Consider the following 18,111-nt stretch of genomic DNA (forward strand, 5'->3'; position numbering starts at 1 on the left):
ATTTCGCTTGACTTAGCGTCCCCGCGGCATCGTTCTTCTGGTATCAACCTGTCCCTGCGATCAGGATCAGCCTGTGCGTTGTCCGCGGGCGGTATTCGTCTTTATAGGTCTTGGTCGATCGACGCACCGCCTGTGTCTGATCGGCGCGTCGAGAAGGGGCAAGGGCGGACCCTAGCTGCAAGATCAGCTTAACGTTGCGCTTGCAGAGCGCGTTCGCCTGATCTGAAACTTGAGCTGGAGCTGGATAGGCCTTGGATCAGGCGGCGAATATCGGTCGGATAGTCATTCGAATGGTCTTCCGATCGGCCGCCCGTGCTCACCTCAGCTGCCTCGCTGCGCGCCTGGCCCGGGGTCAAGCCAAAGCGCGCGCGGAATGCGCGGTTGAAATGGGACTCACTGTTGAAGCCGGTCTCGAAGGCAATTGCCCCAATAGAGTGACTACGAAGCAGCCGTGACATCAGCATCTCTCGGCTACGCAACAGCCTTCGCTCTCTGAGATAGCTTGCAATGCCGTTCCAGGGTGCGAAGACACGATAGAGTTGGGTTCGGGAGATCCGAAACTGTTGCGTCAGCTGATCGACGTCAAGCGGCTCGGCCAGATGGCGCTCGATATAGCGGCGGATCACCTCTCCAACCGCGTGATTCGCCGCCGGCTCAAGCGCTTCGGTGACGCTACCATCGACGGATAGCCAGCTATGAAACAAGCCCATGGCCCCGTGAATGGTTGCTTCCGCTTGGACGAGGTTCATCTCGGGCAGCTTCCGCCACAGGGCGACGAGATGCTCTCCGAAGAGGCTCACTAGGGGATCGTCGCCGCTGATCCTTTTCGCGTGCAGTTTCTCCAGACAGGGCAATAGCTTGTCCTTGACGGTGTGCGGGATGACGAGCGTTAGGTTTGAGAAATCGGTGAGCTTGCTATGGATCGGCTGTTCCGTATCGATGATCAGCATATCGCCAGGCACTAATTGAGCCTGTTCGTTGATCAGGCCGCCACCGGAATGAAAGTATTGGATCAAGATCAGGCCGAGCTGGTCCTCGGTGATGCGCCGCTGCGAACGGGAGAAGACCTGGGATTGCGCTTGAGTCAGCCCCAGCGCGGTACCGCTCAGGTCAGAGGCGGCCATGAATGCCTGATGGTCGTTTTCCAGGGGGGAGCTATTGTGCGGTGAAACCTCGAACAGGACGCTGATATTTTCGCGCCAGGCTTGGTAGCGCAAATCGGGGGCAAGCGCTCTGGTATCAAAGTGGGCGAGGGAGACCTGCTGATCTTGATCTGATGCGGGCTCTTAAGTCTGTCGCGCATGCACATTTGCCAGGATGGACATCACGCCTCCCTGCTAAGGCTCGTGTTCTATTAGGCTCCGCGTCAGTATAGGTTCCATTTGCGCAGCTTATAAACCTCGGATTTTGTATGTATCGCTTGATTTCATCTTGTAGGCGATCGCCTGCTGTGAGCGATCTGAATGCTTTTGTCGTGGGTGTGCAGCACGTTCTAAGCGGCGGAAACCGTGACGGCGGCGTGGCTTGTCTTCGAAAGCGCTTGCGCCTGCCGCAGCTGAGTTCATAATGCCCGGCTTTTTGCGGAACGGATAGGAAATCCAAGCCACCCTGAGCGTCCAGGTTGGCCCGAGGAAGGAGGTAAGCGGGGGTGGGGTGCGCGGTCAAAGTCCAACTGCGGTGCTGACGGCCGTCGCGAGCGGGTGCGGTCGATGACATCAGTGATGAAGAAGACGGCTCTTGCAATGCCCGCTGTGTGGTGGATTGCCGCGGCCCTTGTTCGCAGCGCCGACGTCTCCAACGGGTCGTTACCAGCTGTATCGTCGCCGGTTGCTGTTCGAGCGATTAAGTCCGCTCTGCCCGGTTCGCGAGTGAGGTCGAGTTGACTCTCAACCCATCCTCATTCTTGCTTGCTCTTATAGTTCAATTTCGTGCGCACTGTTGAGCGGTCTTGCAGGGCCTCCTGCTCGCGCACCGGGCGCGGGTGTGGGCGATGGACGGCCTCTTTGCCCGCTGCTGAATCAACCGCGCTTTCAGATAGACCGCCTGTGGGACCAGATTCTGGAAGCTGGTCGCATGCAGCAGCACACCGAGGCCATTGTCATACGGGTGCAGATCGCGGTCGTGCCGGTAGAGCCAGTGGACAATGGCCTCGAGCGTAAAGCGGGCATGAAAGCAGGCTGCGCGTGGGTCGAGCCCCTCAGGCGCTAAACACCCAGCGCAACACCAGGGGCAGAATGACGCTGGAGGTCAGTGCCATCAGCCCCATGCCCAAGGCAGCGAAGGCTCCGGCCTCTCCGCTGATTTGCAATGCCCGCGCGGTCCCGATCCCATGGGCGCTGACGCCCATTGCCAAACCGCGCGCGCGATCATCGCGCACCCGCACCGCGCTCAGCACGGCGGGGCCGATCACGGCGCCCAGCACGCCGGTTAACACGACCAACGCCGCGGTCAGTGAGGGCAAACCGCCGACTTTCTCGGCGATACCCATCGCCACGGGCGTGGTGACGGATTTGGGTGCCAGGGAGACCAATGTCTGCTGCGACGCGCCAAGCCCATCGGCGATCAGCACGGCACTGGTGGCTGAGACCAGGGCTCCGGCTGCGATCGCGATCAGGATCGGCAGCCACAGACGTCGGATCAGCCCCAGGTGTCGGTAAAGCGGGACGGCCAGGGCCACGGTCGCGGGCCCAAGGAGAAAGTGGATGAACTGCGCCCCATCGAAATAGGTGTGGTAATCGGTGCCTGTTGCCATCAACAGGCCGACCAGGGTCAGGATGGACACCAGCACCGGGTTGAGCAGGGCTTTGCGCCCGCTGCGTTGAAACAAGGCATCGGCAATCAGATAGACCAAGAGGGTGAGTGTCAGATGCAGCAGCGGACTGGTCGACAGGTACACCCAGAGCGCGTCCAGGCCACCAAGGGGAAGCTTGGAGTCCATGGCTTAGCGCTCCTCCTGTCGGCTGCCTTCCAGCCAGCGGATGAGCGCAGTCATCAGCAAGCCTGTCGTTGCCAGTGTCAGCAGCGTACTCACCACTAGCGCCACAGTGACCGCCAGCAATTCCTCGCGCAGCATGGCCAGATGCACCATAACGCCAACGCCGGCAGGAACAAACAGCAGCGAAAGATGCGCCAGCAGACCATCGGCGACATGACCCAGACCATCGGGAATCCCGCCGCGCAGTACCAGGCCAATAAACAGCAGCGCCATGCCAATGACCGGTCCGGGCACGGGCGCGCCGGTCACCACTACCAGCGCCTCCCCGACCAGCTGGCAAAGCAGAAGCAAAGCAAGAAATCGAAGCATCATGACAGATACGGGAAACGTGAAGCCCATCAATTCGTTCAGGCAGGTTTCACCGCATCATACCTTGAAAACAACCACCAGCTCGTTGAATCGCCCCGATGCGTTCCAAATCGAGATGACAATTGGTGTTGCTGAAAATGGTGATGCCGGCGCTGGCCGGCATCACGCGAGGCAGGTTAGGAGATCAGGAGATCAGGCAGGCAGGGCAGGTCAGCAGGAATGGCAGTAGTAATCCGGCAGACCGGCAATCTGGCAGGCCTGTTTGCAGCCGCCCTCCGGGAACAGGCCCTCAAGCTTGCGCTTGGTGCAGGGGGTGTGAGGTGAGAGCCGCTGGCCAAGCTCGCGAAGGATGACCTTGGGCGTCGGCGGCATTTCATGAAACTCGTAGTATTCGCGCAAAAACTCGATCACCGCCCAGTGGCAGTCGCTGAGCTCCAGCCCCTGCTCGGCCGCCAGCCGGGTGGCGACATCGTGGCTCCAGTGATCGAAATCGGCCATGAAGCCTTTCTTGTTGAACCTGACACCGACTTCAGTTGCGTGAGCGGCATGCATGAGTGAATCCTCCTTTGCTAGTTATTTTCATCTGGCCTCTTGTCTTGAACCACGCGCGGCCCAAGAGATCGGCTCGAAGGCGTCTGTTAGATTATTCGAAAATAACCAAATAGCTGATTAAACAATAGTTTCGCCCTCGCAACCAGCATAGCGCAGGTAACTGAGAAATGCCCGCACAAATCGAATGGATCGAAAAAAAACAGCGCCGGCGTTGCCCTGCGATGACCACACTGGCTTGCGCCTGTGCCAAGCCACCCCAAGTAATTGAGCCGTTAGACGAATGATTGCATCAGCAGGTAGGGACCAACATGCCACGCAAAGAACGTATTGAGGAGATCTTGAGCCAGCAGACCGCGCCCGAGCACCTGGCAGTGATCGACGAGAGCCACATGCACGCTGTGCCGGCGGGGGCGGAGTCGCACTTTAAGCTGGTGGTGGTCAGCGAGGCCTTTGCCGGCGAGTCGCTGATCAAGCGCCATCGCCGCATCAATGGCCTGTTGCGGGAGGAATTCGACCAGGGTCTGCATGCGCTGGCCATCCACGCCTTCACGCCGGCTGAGTGGCGTGAGCGTGGGCAGGACGCGCCAGCGTCACCCAAATGCCGCGGCGGTTCCAAGGCGAAGGTTGCGACTGCAACTCAGGCCGAAGCGGAAGCTCCGGCCTGAGCGCTGCGACCTTACTCCAAAGACTGCAGAGCGTTACCCGGACCCATGGTCGGGGCGCAATCGCACAGACTCAGCCCTCCCCGGTCTCCGCTGGAGCACTGGCTGCTGCATTGGCGAAATACTCCCGCGTGAGCTTGAACACCACTGGGCTCAGCAGTAAGAGCGCGACCAGATTGGGCACCGCCATCAGGGCGTTTAGGGTATCTGCCACCAGCCAGATAAAATCCAGGCTGAGAAAGGCGCCGGCCGGGATGGCCGCGACCCAGAGCACGCGGAACGGCAGAATCGCGCGCACGCCAAATAGATACTCGACACAGCGCTCGCCATAGACGCTCCAGCCAAGCACTGTGGTGAAGGCGAACAGTGCGAGCCCCAGGCTGACGATATAGGCGCCGGCGCCGGGCAACTCGTTGCCAAAAGCGACAGCCGACAGCTCGGCACCGCTATCGCCGCTGGTCCAGGCCCCGGAGGTCACGATGACCAGGCCGGTGATGGTGCAAATGATGATGGTGTCGATGAAGGTCCCGAGCATGGCGACGGTGCCTTGACGCACGGGATTGTCGGTCTGAGCCGCGGCATGCGCGATAGGCGCACTGCCCAGGCCCGCCTCATTGGAGAAGATACCGCGCGCCACGCCCATCTGTATCGCCAGCATCACCGAGGCGCCCGCGAAACCGCCCACACCGGCGGTCGGGGTGAAAGCCTCGCGCACAATGGTCACGAAAGCCGCCGGAATCTCCGTCGCATTCAGCGCAAGCACAATCAGCCCGCACAGCACGTAGGCAATGGCCATGAATGGCACCAGTTTTCCGGCCACCTGCGCAATCCAGCGGATACCGCCGATCAGCACCAGCCCGACCAGTGCGGCCATAACGATGCCGGTCCACAGCGGTGGCACGTTGAATTTGGCCTCGAGCGCATGAGCGACGGAATTGGCCTGCACGGTGTTACCGATGCCGAAGCCCGCAAGGGCGCCGAAAATCGCGAAAGCCACCGCCAGCCAAATCCAGCGCCTTCCGAGGCCGTTGCGGATGTAGTACATGGGCCCGCCGACGTGGTTGTTATTCTCGTCGACCTCGCGATAGCGCACTGCGAGCACCGCCTCGGCATACTTGGTGGCCATGCCGACCAAGGCGGTCATCCACATCCAGAACAGGGCACCGGGACCACCGACTGCGATCGCGGTGCCAACGCCAGCGATGTTGCCGGTGCCGATGGTGGCAGAGAGCGATGTCATCAGCGCATTGAATGAGCTGATGTCGCCCTGCCCGTCGCCCTTGCGCCCGCGCCAAAGCATGCGAAAGCCATAGCCAAGGCGCCGAATTGGCATCGCCCGCAGGCCAACCGAGAGATAAAGTCCGGTGCCGAGAATCAGCACCAGCATTGGCGGCCCCCAGAGCAGACCGTTAACGACGCCGATCCATTCCTGTACTTGTTCCATCTGCGCTTCCCCCGTCTTACAGCAGAAAGCGCGCTAGTCTAGCCGCACAGCTTGCGACTTGTCATGGCCCGTTCGCTTTCTGGTCGCGTTCGGCGAGCTGCGCGAGCTTCTCGCCAATACGCGTCTCGAGCCCACGCGGGACCGGCCGATAATAGCCGCGCCGGGGGAGTTGGTCGGGAAAATACGATTCGCCAGCGGCGTAGGCGTCGGGTTCGTCGTGGGCGTAGCGGTAGCCTTTACCCTTGCCGATGGATTGCATCAGCGCGGTGGGGGCGTTGCACAGGTGGGCTGGGACCGGCAGCGAGCCTTGCTCGCGGGCATCGGCCTGGGCCTGCTTCCAGGCCCGGTAGACGGCGTTGCTCTTGGCCGCGCAGGCGAGATACACCGTTGCCTGCGCCAGCGCCAGCTCACCCTCGGGGCTGCCGAGGCGCTGCATGGTATCCCAGGCGTTGAGGGCCAACTCCAGCGCGCGTGGGTCGGCATTGCCGATATCTTCGCTCGCGATACGCACCAGGCGGCGCGCCAGATAGAGCGGGTCGCAACCGCCATCAATCATACGTGCGAGCCAGTAGAGCGCGGCATCCGGCGCCGAGCCGCGCACCGACTTGTGCAGCGCGGAGATTTGGTCGTAGAAGGCATCGCCACCCTTGTCGAAGCGGCGCGCCTGGGTATCGAGCACCAGGTCGACAACGCTGGTCGTGATTTGCAGTTGGGCGCCCTGCCCTGCCGATTCGGTCCGCTGGGCCGCCAACTCGAGCAGGCTGAGAGCGCGGCGAGCGTCACCATCCGCCACCCGCGCGAGCTGCTGACAGGCATCGGGCGCGATGCTCATGCCAAGCGCACCCAGCCCCCGGTCGGGATCGGCCAGAGCACGCTGGATGAGGGCTTCGAGCGCATCGCTGTCGAGTGGCTCGAGCACATAGACGCGGGCGCGTGAGAGCAGCGCGCTATTGAGGGCGAAGGACGGATTTTCTGTGGTCGCGCCGATGAATGTCAGGGTGCCATCCTCGACATGCGGCAGAAAGGCATCCTGCTGGGCTTTGTTGAAGCGATGCACCTCGTCGATGAACAACAAGGTGGCTTGCGGCGTCAGCCCCTGGCGCAACCGCTTAGCCTCGGCCACGGCCTCGCGGACGTCCTTCACGCCAGCCAGCACGGCCGAGAGCTGAATAAAGTGGGCATCGCCCGCATGGGCGACCAGGCGTGCCAGCGTGGTCTTACCGGTGCCGGGCGGCCCCCAGAGAATCATTGAATGCAGCCGCCCCGAAGCCAGCGCCTGATGCAAGGGCTGGCCGGGTGCGAGCAAATGCGGCTGGCCGACGCAGTCTTCCAGCCGCTGCGGGCGCATGCGCTCGGCGAGGGGAACGTTCGCGGCCAGGCTTGTCATGGCCGAACCCGATCATCTGGCACAAAGAAACGCAAGACGCTTGGCAAGCGTCAATCTATCTGCAGAAAATCGCCACCGGTCGGGCGATCGAACTCAAATAATGCATCGGACAGCTTCGGATTGCGCTCGATTCCAGTGAACATGAAGCGAGTCAGCTGACCGAATCGGTCCTCCATCAGCAGGGTGTCGAGCTGGCCATCAATGAAGGCGATCTGCAGGCGCACGACCTGAGAATCTTCCGCCTTGGGCTCAAGCTCCACCCAGACGCGCCCATCATCGCGCTGCAGTGGTTTTAGCGTGAAGAACTCCTCGACCGGCCGGTCGCTGGCCAGCAGCTGGGCCGGGGTGCCCTCGAGCGCGGACTCCTGCGAGCGGTGGCTGACCTGATCAAGCTCGGTATCCTGCAGATAGACGCGTTTGCCATCAGCGACGATCAGCTGCTCGGAGGGCGTGTCGTATTCCCAGCGAAAGAGTCCCGGCCGGCGCAGAAAGAGCCTTCCTTGGGATTCAAACGCTTGCTCGTCGCCCGATCCGGGCACCAGGGTAACCTGGCGGAAATCGGCGCTCAGGCTGTTTAGGCCCTTGAGGTAGTCTTTCAGGGTCGCAACTGCGTCGGCCCCGGCGGCAATGCTCGCTTGGGGCAACAACACAGCGATCAGCCCCAGCAAGGCGGCGATGCGAAGGGTCCGAAGTGTCATAAGGTGTCCTTTGTTCAATTCATTCATCAACCGGCGGCGGGGCGAGCACGTCACGGTTGCCATTGGTCTCTGCCGGACCAACGACGCCGATGCGCTCCATTTCCTCGATCATGCGCGCGGCACGGTTATAGCCGATTTTCAGGCGCCGCTGCACGCCGGAGATCGAGGCCCGACGGGTTTCGACGACAATCTGCACCGCCTCGTCGAACAAGGCGTCCTGATCCTCGACATCGCCACCGCCGCGAGGTTCCGGATCGATGCCGGTCAAAAATTCTGACGGCTCCTGCACCACGGTGTCGATGAACTCGGCCGGCCCGAACTGCTTGAGATAATCCACCACCTTATGGACCTCATGATCATCAACAAAGGCGCCATGCACGCGCCGCGGGATGCTGCTGCCAGGCGGCTGATAGAGCATATCGCCATGGCCCAGCAGCTGCTCGGCGCCCATCTGATCCAGAATGGTGCGTGAGTCCACTCGCGACGACACCTTAAACGCCAGACGCGTCGGCACATTGGCCTTGATCAGCCCGGTCAGCACATCCACCGAGGGGCGCTGAGTAGCAAGTAGCAGATGAATGCCGGAGGCCCGCGCCTTTTGGGCCAGGCGCACGATCAGCTCCTCGACCTTTTTGCCCACGACCATCATCATGTCCGCCAGCTCGTCGATGATGACGACGATATAGGGCAGATGGCTGAGGGTCGGCGGCTCGATGTCCGGGTCGAATTCCCCGCCGGCCGCGGCCAGGGCGACCGGGTCGATGATGGCCTCGCCAGCATCGGCGGCCTGCTTGATCAGCTTGTTGTAGCCGCGAATGTTGCGCACCTTCAGCTCCGCCATCAGCCGATAGCGCCGCTCCATCTCGGCCACGCACCAACGCAGGGCATTGGCGGCTTCCTTCATGTCTGTCACGACTGGGGTGAGCAGATGCGGGATGCCGTCATAGACCGACAGCTCGAGCATTTTCGGATCGACCATGATCAGACGCACATCCTTGGGCTCGGCCTTGTACAGCAGGCTCAGGATCATGGCATTGATGGCCACCGACTTGCCCGAACCGGTGGTACCGGCGATGAGCGCATGCGGCATGGCACCGAGATCCGCCACCACGGGCTGCCCGCCAATGTCGGTACCCAGGCCGATGGTCAGCGCGGAGTCCTCCTGGCGATAGGCCTCGGAGTTCAGCACTTCGCTCAACACCACCATGTCACGGCTGTCATTAGGGATTTCGAGTCCGATCACCGATTTGCCGGGAATGATCTCGACCACGCGCACGCTCATTTTCGACATCGCACGGGCTATATCCTTGGCCAGACCGGTGATCTTGGCCGCTTTGACGCCAGGCGCCAGTTCAATCTCAAACAGCGCCACCACGGGGCCAGGATGGACCTCGACCACCTGCGCCGCGACGCCGTAGTCGGCCAGACGGGCTTCGAGCTCGCGCGACAGGGCCTCAAGCTGGTCTTTGGTATAACCCCGCCGGCCCGGCCGGGCTGGATCGAGGAGTTCAAACGGCGGGCGCATCGGATCGCCCGGCTTGACTTTCGGCCCCGCGCCGGACGATTCCGGCGAGGCCGAGCGGTAGACCGGACGGGGTGCCTTGGATTTCCCGGCAGCGGGAGGCTCCGCGCGCGCGCCGCCGCGGTCAATCGCAGAAGCAGTCGTCGAGTCGGCTGCTGAATCAGCCTCCCCGTCAGCCTCATCGCCTTGTGCGGAATCAGTCCAGGGCGGGCGGGCTTGGGCATCCGCCAAGCCGTCAGGATCTGCTTCCCATCCCGCGGCTGTCCGCACCATCGAGATGTTTTCCGCCTCGCCGTCAATCGCATCCAAGTCACCGAAGACAGGGTCATGGTCATCGTGCGACCGCGCCCGTTGCAACCGCCGATAAAAGCGGCTGAAGGCACCGTCTGAGGCGGCGGGCAGGTTATCATCACGCTCGTCGGCGTCGAATTCATCGAGCGCAGCCCCGGTCTCCAGGGATGCCCCAGCCGCGTCGCGCTCGCGCCAAGCCGCCAAGGTCACGCCGGTCAGCCAGATCGTCAACTCGCCGACGGAATCGACAATTGCCAGCGGCGACATGCCGGTCATCAGCGAGACGCCAATTAGCAGCATGGCGACCAGGAAAAAAATCCGCCCCGTCGACCCAAACAGGCTCTGCGTCCAGTCCGCACCCAAGCGCCCGAGCCCGCCGCCCAGACCGGTCGGCAACCAGCCGAGCAAGGCATCGAACTGTGCGCTGGCCAGCGCGGTTGCAGCGACCAGGGTCAAGGCCACGCCCAGCCAGTGCAGCGCTAGACGCAGCAGCTTGGTTTCCGGCTCCAGGTCGCGGCAGTGGAACAACAAAAGCGCGCTTGCCACCAGCACCAAGGGGATCAGGTAAGCAAAGATGCCGAACAGAAAAAACGCAATGTCCGCAAACCAGGCTCCGGTGCGCCCGGCAGCATTGCTGACGCTGGACTCAGGCCCTACATAAGACCAGCCCGGGTCGCCGGGTGCATAACTGGCAAGCGACAGGGCCAGAAAGGCAGCGACTGCCACCAGCACCCACACGCCCGCTTCGCGCACAACGCGATCGAGGTAATCACCAACAGATAGTTCGCCAGTCCGAGTCGCCTGCATAAGAATCCTCCGATCATCAGATTTATTATAACCTTATCGGGGGTTTTTCGTGCATTTTCGTAAAACTTTTTGACCATCGGTCGCTTGTGGCGGGTTTACCGCCCCGCACGGCGCTCTTAAACTGGCGGTTTTTCGCCGCCTTCCATCGCTCGCGGGAATCGCTCGCGTGAGCCTTTCCCTCTTCACTGCGAGCTGCGGGGCGGCGGCAACACAGATTCACGGCGAATTTATTAGGAGCTTGTCTGCCATGAGCGACACCAAACACTGCCGGTTGCTGATCCTCGGCTCCGGGCCGGCCGGCTATACGGCAGCGGTCTATGGCGCGCGCGCCAATCTGAATCCGGTGCTGGTCACCGGCATGGAACAGGGTGGGCAGCTGATGACCACCACTGACGTAGACAACTGGCCTGGCGACAACGATGGCGTGCTGGGCCCTGATCTGATGGAGCGGATGCGCAAGCATGCCGAGCGCTTCGATACCGAAATCATCCTCGACCATATCTCAAGCGTGGATTTTTCCAAGCGCCCGCTCGCGCTCAAAGGCGACAGCGCAAGCTACACCTGCGATGCGCTGGTCATCGCCACCGGCGCCAGCGCGAAATATCTCGGACTGCCGTCGGAGCAGGAATTCCGCGGTCGTGGTGTTTCCGCCTGCGCGACCTGCGACGGGTTCTTTTATCGCAACCAGAAGGTCGCCGTGATCGGCGGCGGCAACACAGCGGTTGAAGAGGCGCTTTATCTCTCCAACATCGCCTCCGAGGTGGTGCTGGTGCATCGCCGCGACGCGCTGCGCGCCGAGAAGATCCTGCAGCAAAAGCTCCTCGATAAAGCAGAGAACGGCAATGTCACGGTCAAATGGAACCACGTACTCGATGAGGTGCTGGGGGATAAGAGCGGCGTGACCGGCATGCGCATCAAGCATGCCCAGAACGGAGAAACCAAGGACATCGACCTGCAAGGCGTTTTCATCGCCATTGGTCATCAGCCAAACACCCAGCTGTTCGAAGGCCAACTGGAAATGGCCAACGGTTACCTACGCGTGCAGGGCGGCTTCGACGGCAATGCCACTGCTACCTCGGTACCCGGCGTCTTTGCCGCTGGCGATGTGATGGATCACGTTTACCGCCAGGCCATCACCTCCGCCGGCAGCGGTTGCATGGCCGCACTGGACGCGGAGAAGTTTCTCGACACACTGGAGGCCGGTTGAGCCATCTGCACTGGGCCATCTGCGCTGGGCCATCGACGGCTAGGCCATCAACAGAGCATTCCAAATGACAGACCCGCAACCGCCAGCCGCGCCGCAACCGCCTGATAGCGCCAGCCGCTTCCCGACGCTGGCGCTGGCGACTTCCGGGGTTCTTCTGCTGGCCATGGCAGTCGGTGCGCAACCCGCAGATCAGGGCATGCGTTTCCCCTTGCTCGCGTTGCTGGCCCTGTGCGAGTTCGGAGCCATCATCAATCTCGTCGGAGCTTATCTCGGCTTCCGCAGGGTCCAGGCCCGCGGGTTAAAACCGGGCGCTCTCTTGCCTTTTGCCGCCTCGCTCTGCGCGGCCGGGGTTTTTGTGTGGCTTGGCCTGTGGCTCTGGCCCTTGTGAAAATCCTGACCTGACAGCATTGCGACTGGTGTAGCTTGCGCGACGAGCAGCACATGAAAATCAAGGTCCACTCATCGCTCGCGGAGATTCCCGCCGCGGACTGGAACCGCCTCGCGGGCGATGACACGCCCTTTCTGCGCCATGAATTTCTCGCCGCCATGGAACGCCACGGCTGCGTGGGTGAGCGCTTTGGCTGGATTCCGCAGCATCTCGCACTCTACGACGAGCAGCATCGGCTCACGGCTGCCGCGCCCTGCTATCTGAAGTTCAACTCCTACGGCGAGTTTGTCTTCGACTGGGCCTGGGCCGATGCCTATCAACGTGCCGGTGAGCCTTACTATCCCAAGCTGGTCATCGCCTCGCCCTATACGCCGGCAACAGGTCCGCGACTGCTGACAGCACCCGGCCCCGCGCGCCAGAGCCAGGCACAAGCGCTGATCGCCGGGGCCCGCGAACTGGCCGAGCAGCTATCGCTGTCGAGCATTCACTGGCTGTTTGGCACCGAGGAAGAACTCGCCTGGCAAAAGCAAGCCGGACTCCTGACCCGCCTGGGCTGTCAGTTTCACTGGCGTAACCAGGGTTATCGCGACTTCGATCATCTGCTGGCGCAGTTCTCGGCTGAAAAGCGCAAGAAGATCAAGCGCGAGCGCCGCCGCGTTACTGATGCCGGAGTGACCATCCAGCGGCTGCGCGGCGACCAGGTCAGCGAGGCGCAATGGGCCGTGTTTCATCGATTCTACGAGAACACCTTCGACCGGCGTGGCAGCATCCCCACCCTGAGCCTTAAGTTTTTTCTCGACATCGCCGAAACCATGGGAGAACAGCTACTGCTGATTCTGGCCGAATATCGCGGCCAACCCGTCGCGGCGGCCTTTTGTCTGGCCGGTCGGCACAGCCTTTACGGGCGTCACTGGGGTTGCTTGGCCGACTTCCATAGCCTGCATTTCGAAGCCTGCTATTATCAGGGACTCGAACACTGCATCAGCGAGGGACTGGAACGCTTTGAGCCCGGCGCTCAGGGCGAGCACAAGATCGCCCGCGGCTTTCTGCCCACTGCCACCTGGTCAGCCCACTGGATTGCCGATCCGCGCTTTCGCCAGCCAATCGCTGCGTTTCTGCAACACGAGCACGAAGCCATGCAGGACTATCTCACCGAGATGCACCAGCACAGCCCTTACAAGGAGACCACCCAGCCTTGATGCGTCGCCCACGCAGCCTGCCCTATCTGCTCTCCCCCAACGACCCAAGCGGCGCTTTCCCGACGGTCGATGAGGCGCTGCGCGATCCCGATGGCCTGCTCGCCATCGGCGGCGATTTGAGCGTGCGACGTCTGATCAATGCCTATCGCCACGGTATTTTCCCCTGGTACAACGACGGCGACCCAATCCTCTGGTGGTCGCCCGATCCGCGCACCCTGCTGATCCCCTCAGAGCTGCACATCTCACGCAGCCTGCGCAAATTCTTGCGCAAGCGGCGCTTCGCGCTGACCCTGGATCGCGACTTTCCGCAGGTGATCAATGCCTGCGCCGGGGTGAGCCGCCATGGGGAAACCGGCACTTGGCTGCTGCCAGAGATGATTCGCGCCTACCGGGTGCTGAACATTCACGGCATTGCCCATTCGGTCGAGGTGTGGGAGCAAAATCAGCTGGTCGGCGGGCTCTACGGGGTAGCCATCGGCCGTGCCTTTTTCGGCGAGTCCATGTTCTCGCTCGCGACCAACGCCTCCAAGGTGGCCCTGGTCTACCTGTGCCAACAGCTGGCACAGTGGAATTTCGCGCTCATTGACTGTCAGATTGCGACCGAACATCTGACCGGCATGGGCGCGCGCTCGGTGCCGCGGGCGAACTTCATCGCCGCCCTCGAGGTCTGTCGCGACCAGCCTGGACGCGAGGGTTCCTGGGACGATGGCAGCTGGCACTATCCCGAGCCTGCCGCAGACATCGAGCAGGCCACGCCATGACATCCCCAAGGGGTCTTCGCCAGCAACCAGCTCGCCAGCGGCCAACTCACCGGCCAGCCAACTTTCCAGCGCCAGGCAATCGAGCAGGCTGAACCATGACATCGCAGGTGCCGATTCACCAGAACCTGCAGCTCTTCCTCACCGGCGCTCACGACTGTTCCTACTTGCCGGGGTTGGAAGCGCGCACCCTGTTCGTCGACCCCAATACCCGCGTCGAACCAGGCCATGCGGATTGGCTGCAACAGATTGGCTTTCGCCGCAGCGGCAGCCATTTTTACCGCCCGGCCTGTCGCCACTGCCGGCGCTGCGTGCCGGTGCGCGTTCCGGTAGGCGAGTTCCAGCCCAACCGGTCGCAGCGGCGCAACCTGCGCCGCAACCAGGACTTGCAGCTCATCACGCGCCCGCCCATCTTCGAGCGCGAGCACTATGAGCTCTATCGTGACTATATTCTGGCCCGCCACGGTGAAGGCGACATGGTCGAGGATCTCTCCACCGAAACCTATCAGCAGTTTCTGCTCGCCCCCTGGGCGGGACAAAGCCGGCTGATTGAAATGCGCCATCGCGGCCAGCTCATCGGGGTGGCGGTCAGCGATCTGCTGCGCGGAGGACTCTCGGCGGTCTATACCTTTTTCGATCCCGCGCAGGCCTCACGCGCACCCGGCACCTTCGCGGTGTTGAGTCAGATTATCGAGGCACGCCGGCTGAAACTCGGCTACTTGTATCTCGGCTACTGGATCAGCGAAAGCCGCAAAATGGCCTACAAGGCGAACTTTCGCCCCATCGAGGCCTGGACAGGAAAGGAATGGCGCCGCTTGCCCGCGGGTGAAGCCGGCAGCTGACAGCCCGCTGTGCTATACTTCCGCGGCTTGGGAATTAACCCGTTACCCAATCTCACAACATCATCCAATCACCCGTTATCCTCAATGGCAAAAGAAGACGTCATCCAGATGGAAGGCACGGTCGTCGAGACCCTGCCCAACACCGTATTCCGTGTCGAGCTCGAGAACGGTCATGTCGTGACCGCACATATCTCGGGAAAGATGCGCAAGCACTATATCCGCATCCTGACCGGCGACAAGGTCACGGTTGAGCTAACCCCTTACGACCTGACCAAGGGACGCATCACCTATCGGGTCAGGTAACCAAATCAGGCGGCAACGGATTCGCTGTCGAAGCTGAGGGCCAGCTCGCCGTCCTCTCCCACGCTCACCCTGACACGCCCGCCACCGGCGAGCTCGCCGAACAGCAACTCGTTCGCCAAAGGCTTTTTGATGTGGTTCTGGATCACGCGCGACATTGGGCGCGCGCCCATCTGCTTGTCATAGCCTTTTTCCGCAATCCACAAGCGTGCCTCTTCATCGACGATCAGGTCGACCTTCTTCTCGATGAGCTGCTGCTCAAGCTCGAAGATGAACTTGTTGACCACATTGGCAACGGTCTCTGGTGCAAGATGACCGAACTGCACCACGGCATCGAGCCGGTTGCGAAACTCGGGGGAGAAGAAGCGCTTGAGCGCTTCCATGCCGTCGGATGAATGATCCTGCTCGGAAAAGCCGATGGAGCGGCGACTGGTCGCCTCGGCGCCGGCATTGGTGGTCATCACCAGCACCACATTGCGGAAGTCGGCCTTGCGACCATTGTTGTCGGTCAGGGTGCCGTGATCCATGACCTGCAGCAGCAGATTGAACACGTCCGGGTGGGCCTTTTCGATTTCATCCAATAGCAGGACAGCATGCGGGTGCTTGGTGACTTCCTCAGTCAGCAACCCACCTTGGTCGAAACCAACATAGCCGGGTGGCGCCCCGATCAGGCGCGAGACGGTGTGGCGCTCCATGTACTCCGACATGTCGAAGCGGATCAGCTCCATGCCGAGCACTCGGGCAAGCTGACGGGTGATCTCGGTCTTGCCGACACCGGTTGGGCCGGTGAACAAGAAAGAGCCAATGGGCTTTTCCTCGTTGCCAAGCCCGGAGCGGTTCATGCGGATGGCCGAGGTCATGACATCAATGGCTTCATCCTGTCCGTAGACCACCATTTTGAGATCGCGATCGAGATTACGCAGAGATTCCGAATCCGAAAGACTGACCTTCTTCGGCGGGATGCGCGCGATCTTGGCGACAATGCTCTCGATGTCGTTCACATCGATACGCTTCTTGCGCTTGGCCGCCGGGCGCAGCTGCACATGGGCGCCGGCCTCGTCGATCACGTCGATGGCCTTGTCCGGCAGGTGCCGATCGTTGATGAACTTGGCTGACAGCTCGGCGGCGGCGCGCAGCGCTGTCTGGGTATAGTTGACCTGGTGATGATCTTCGAATCGGGTCTTGAGCCCCTTGAGGATTTCGATGGTCTCCTCAACCGATGGCTCATTGATGTCGATCTTCTGAAAGCGGCGTGCGAGCGCCCGGTCTTTCTCGAAAATGCCGCGAAACTCCTGGTAGGTGGTCGAGCCGATGCAACGCAAGTCGCCTGAGGCCAGCATCGGCTTGATCAGGTTGGAGGCATCCATGACGCCGCCGGACGCGGCACCAGCGCCGATCACGGTATGGATCTCATCGATGAAAAGCACCGCGCTCGGCATCTTCTTGAGCTCGGCCAGCACGGCTTTCAGGCGCTTCTCGAAATCGCCGCGGTATTTGGTACCGGCCACCAGGGAACCGAGGTCGAGTGCGTAAATGGTCGCGTCGGCCAGCACCTCGGGTACCTCGCCATCGACCACCTTCTTTGCCAGGCCCTCGGCAATCGCGGTCTTGCCGACACCAGCCTCACCGACCAGGAGCGGATTGTTCTTGCGCCGTCGGCATAAAATCTGCACCGTGCGTTCCACTTCGAGCGCGCGGCCGATGAGTGGATCGATGCGGCCCTGTCTGGCCAGCTCGTTGAGGTCGGTTGCGAAGCTGCGCAGCGGGCTGGCTGTTTCCTTCTCGTCATGATGGCCGTCATCGCCTTCGGCCGCCGCATCCTCGCCCTGGTCCTCACCCGGCACCTTGGAGATGCCGTGGGAAATGTAATTGACCACATCGAGCCGGGTCACATCCTGCTGGTTGAGTAGAAACACCGCCTGAGAGTCCTGCTCGCTGAAGAGCGCGACCAGCACATTGGCGCCGGTGACTTCTTTCTTGCCAGAGGACTGGACATGGAAGACGGCCCGCTGCAGCACTCGTTGAAAGCCAAGCGTCGGCTGTGTCTCGCGACCGTCGCGCGCGCCGAGCAGCGGTGTGGTTTCCTCGATGAACAGAATGATGTCCTGGCGCAGCTGATCAGGATCGGCACCGCAGGCACGCAGCACCTTGGCCGCTGATGGGTTGTCGAGCAGCCCAAGCAGCAAGTGCTCCACGGTCATGTACTCATGCCGCTTTTCGCGTGCCTGCTTGAAAGCGCTGTTCAGGGTGAGTTCGAGCTCTTTGCTTAACATCGGCAAAACCCGGTGGGTTGGCGTTTAACTGGGCGCATAGCTGGGCGCATGACTGGGCGCATATCTGGGCGCATATCTGGGCGTTAGACCTCTTCCATCGTGCACATCAAAGGATGCTGGTTTTGGCGAGCGTGATCATTGACCTGCGCAACCTTGGTCTCGGCGATATCACGGGTAAAAACGCCGCAAACACCGACTCCTCGCGTGTGCACATGCAGCATGATCTGAGTCGCTTTCTCCCGGCTCATCGAGAAAAAAGCCTCAAGCACATGCACGACGAATTCCATCGGTGTGAAATCATCGTTCAGCAGCAGCACCTTGTAGCGGGGCGGCCGCTTCAGCTTCGGTTTGGATTCCTGCAGCGACAGCCCGGCGCCGCCGTCTGAGTCGTCGCCCGGGTCATGATCGTCTTGATACCACTCGCTCATGACTTTCCTGATCAGTTTACTCTTTCTCGAACCGCTCGACTGCCAGTGG

The 18,111-nt window shown here is 61.6% G+C and carries 18 protein-coding genes; 8 read left to right on the forward strand and 10 right to left on the reverse strand.

Translation table 11 applies throughout. The features are described 5' to 3' along the window. Positions 1 to 188: 188 nt before the first annotated feature. Positions 189 to 1,217, reverse strand: coding sequence for a helix-turn-helix domain-containing protein (locus Thiosp_RS16640; protein ID WP_201063243.1), 1,029 nt, complete (start codon positions 1,215 to 1,217; stop codon positions 189 to 191). Between the two features lie 856 nt (positions 1,218 to 2,073). On the opposite strand from Thiosp_RS16640, the gene Thiosp_RS24780 reads away from it, so the two are divergent. Beyond that, positions 2,074 to 2,208 carry a hypothetical protein gene (locus Thiosp_RS24780; RefSeq protein WP_274607875.1) on the forward strand — a complete coding sequence of 45 codons (135 nt, stop codon included), beginning with the start codon at positions 2,074 to 2,076 and terminating at the stop codon, positions 2,206 to 2,208. On the opposite strand, the gene Thiosp_RS16650 is transcribed toward Thiosp_RS24780, so the two are convergent. The 3 genes from Thiosp_RS16650 to Thiosp_RS16660 all read right to left on the reverse strand — a co-directional run bounded on the left by Thiosp_RS16650 (position 2,198) and on the right by Thiosp_RS16660 (position 3,856). Beyond that, positions 2,198 to 2,938: an LrgB family protein gene (locus Thiosp_RS16650; RefSeq protein WP_201063242.1), complete on the reverse strand. Its 741-nt coding sequence runs from the start codon at positions 2,936 to 2,938 to the stop codon at positions 2,198 to 2,200. The genes Thiosp_RS24780 and Thiosp_RS16650 overlap by 11 nt on opposite strands. Before the next feature lie 3 nt (positions 2,939 to 2,941). Then, a complete protein-coding gene (locus tag Thiosp_RS16655; RefSeq protein ID WP_323696561.1) occupies positions 2,942 to 3,286 on the reverse strand; it encodes a CidA/LrgA family protein in 345 nt (114 codons plus the stop codon). Positions 3,287 to 3,514: 228 nt separating this feature from the next. Next, complete coding sequence (locus Thiosp_RS16660; protein WP_201063241.1) at positions 3,515 to 3,856, reverse strand: TusE/DsrC/DsvC family sulfur relay protein; 342 nt, start codon at positions 3,854 to 3,856, stop codon at positions 3,515 to 3,517. A gap of 308 nt (positions 3,857 to 4,164) precedes the next feature. On the opposite strand from Thiosp_RS16660, the gene Thiosp_RS16665 reads away from it, so the two are divergent. Continuing rightward, entirely contained in the window at positions 4,165 to 4,521 is a 357-nt protein-coding gene (locus Thiosp_RS16665; RefSeq protein WP_201063240.1) for a BolA family protein, read from the forward strand. Positions 4,522 to 4,591: 70 nt separating this feature from the next. Here Thiosp_RS16665 and Thiosp_RS16670 read toward each other — a convergent pair whose 3' ends face one another. The 4 genes from Thiosp_RS16670 to Thiosp_RS16685 all read right to left on the reverse strand — a co-directional run bounded on the left by Thiosp_RS16670 (position 4,592) and on the right by Thiosp_RS16685 (position 10,667). Next, on the reverse strand, positions 4,592 to 5,962 hold the full coding sequence (locus Thiosp_RS16670) for an alanine/glycine:cation symporter family protein (RefSeq protein WP_201063239.1): 1,371 nt from the start codon (positions 5,960 to 5,962) through the stop codon (positions 4,592 to 4,594). Positions 5,963 to 6,023: 61 nt separating this feature from the next. Further along, on the reverse strand, positions 6,024 to 7,349 hold the full coding sequence (locus tag Thiosp_RS16675) for a replication-associated recombination protein A (RefSeq protein ID WP_201063238.1): 1,326 nt from the start codon (positions 7,347 to 7,349) through the stop codon (positions 6,024 to 6,026). 50 nt (positions 7,350 to 7,399) lie between these two features. Continuing rightward, complete coding sequence (gene lolA, locus Thiosp_RS16680) at positions 7,400 to 8,047, reverse strand: outer membrane lipoprotein chaperone LolA (protein WP_201063237.1); 648 nt, start codon at positions 8,045 to 8,047, stop codon at positions 7,400 to 7,402. 19 nt (positions 8,048 to 8,066) lie between these two features. After that, a complete protein-coding gene (locus Thiosp_RS16685; RefSeq protein WP_323696562.1) occupies positions 8,067 to 10,667 on the reverse strand; it encodes a DNA translocase FtsK in 2,601 nt (866 codons plus the stop codon). Between the two features lie 247 nt (positions 10,668 to 10,914). Between Thiosp_RS16685 and trxB the strand changes: the two genes are divergently transcribed. The 6 genes from trxB (at position 10,915) to infA (ending at position 15,364) form a co-directional block, all read left to right on the forward strand. Next, positions 10,915 to 11,874: a thioredoxin-disulfide reductase gene (gene trxB / locus Thiosp_RS16690; RefSeq protein ID WP_201064742.1), complete on the forward strand. Its 960-nt coding sequence runs from the start codon at positions 10,915 to 10,917 to the stop codon at positions 11,872 to 11,874. A 64-nt stretch (positions 11,875 to 11,938) separates the two neighbouring features. Beyond that, positions 11,939 to 12,262 (forward strand): hypothetical protein, encoded by a 324-nt coding sequence (locus Thiosp_RS16695; protein WP_201064739.1) that lies wholly within the window; start codon positions 11,939 to 11,941, stop codon positions 12,260 to 12,262. A 53-nt stretch (positions 12,263 to 12,315) separates the two neighbouring features. After that, a complete protein-coding gene (locus Thiosp_RS16700; RefSeq protein ID WP_201064737.1) occupies positions 12,316 to 13,461 on the forward strand; it encodes a GNAT family N-acetyltransferase in 1,146 nt (381 codons plus the stop codon). Next, positions 13,461 to 14,222: a leucyl/phenylalanyl-tRNA--protein transferase gene (gene aat / locus Thiosp_RS16705; protein WP_201064735.1), complete on the forward strand. Its 762-nt coding sequence runs from the start codon at positions 13,461 to 13,463 to the stop codon at positions 14,220 to 14,222. The genes Thiosp_RS16700 and aat overlap by 1 nt, the downstream gene beginning before the upstream one ends. 95 nt (positions 14,223 to 14,317) lie before the next feature. Then, on the forward strand, positions 14,318 to 15,061 hold the full coding sequence (locus Thiosp_RS16710; protein ID WP_201064733.1) for an arginyltransferase: 744 nt from the start codon (positions 14,318 to 14,320) through the stop codon (positions 15,059 to 15,061). An 84-nt stretch (positions 15,062 to 15,145) separates the two neighbouring features. Then, a complete protein-coding gene (infA, locus tag Thiosp_RS16715; RefSeq protein ID WP_009148344.1) occupies positions 15,146 to 15,364 on the forward strand; it encodes a translation initiation factor IF-1 in 219 nt (72 codons plus the stop codon). 5 nt (positions 15,365 to 15,369) lie between these two features. On the opposite strand, the gene clpA is transcribed toward infA, so the two are convergent. Beyond that, positions 15,370 to 17,634, reverse strand: a complete 2,265-nt coding sequence (clpA, locus tag Thiosp_RS16720; RefSeq protein ID WP_201064731.1) for an ATP-dependent Clp protease ATP-binding subunit ClpA — start codon at positions 17,632 to 17,634, stop codon at positions 15,370 to 15,372. 83 nt (positions 17,635 to 17,717) lie between these two features. Beyond that, on the reverse strand, positions 17,718 to 18,062 hold the full coding sequence (clpS, locus tag Thiosp_RS16725) for an ATP-dependent Clp protease adapter ClpS (protein ID WP_201064729.1): 345 nt from the start codon (positions 18,060 to 18,062) through the stop codon (positions 17,718 to 17,720). Between the last annotated feature and the right edge of the window lie 49 nt (positions 18,063 to 18,111).

The sequence above is a fragment of the Thiorhodovibrio litoralis genome, assembly GCF_033954455.1.
GTDB classification, from domain to species: Bacteria; Pseudomonadota; Gammaproteobacteria; order Chromatiales; family Chromatiaceae; genus Thiorhodovibrio; species Thiorhodovibrio litoralis.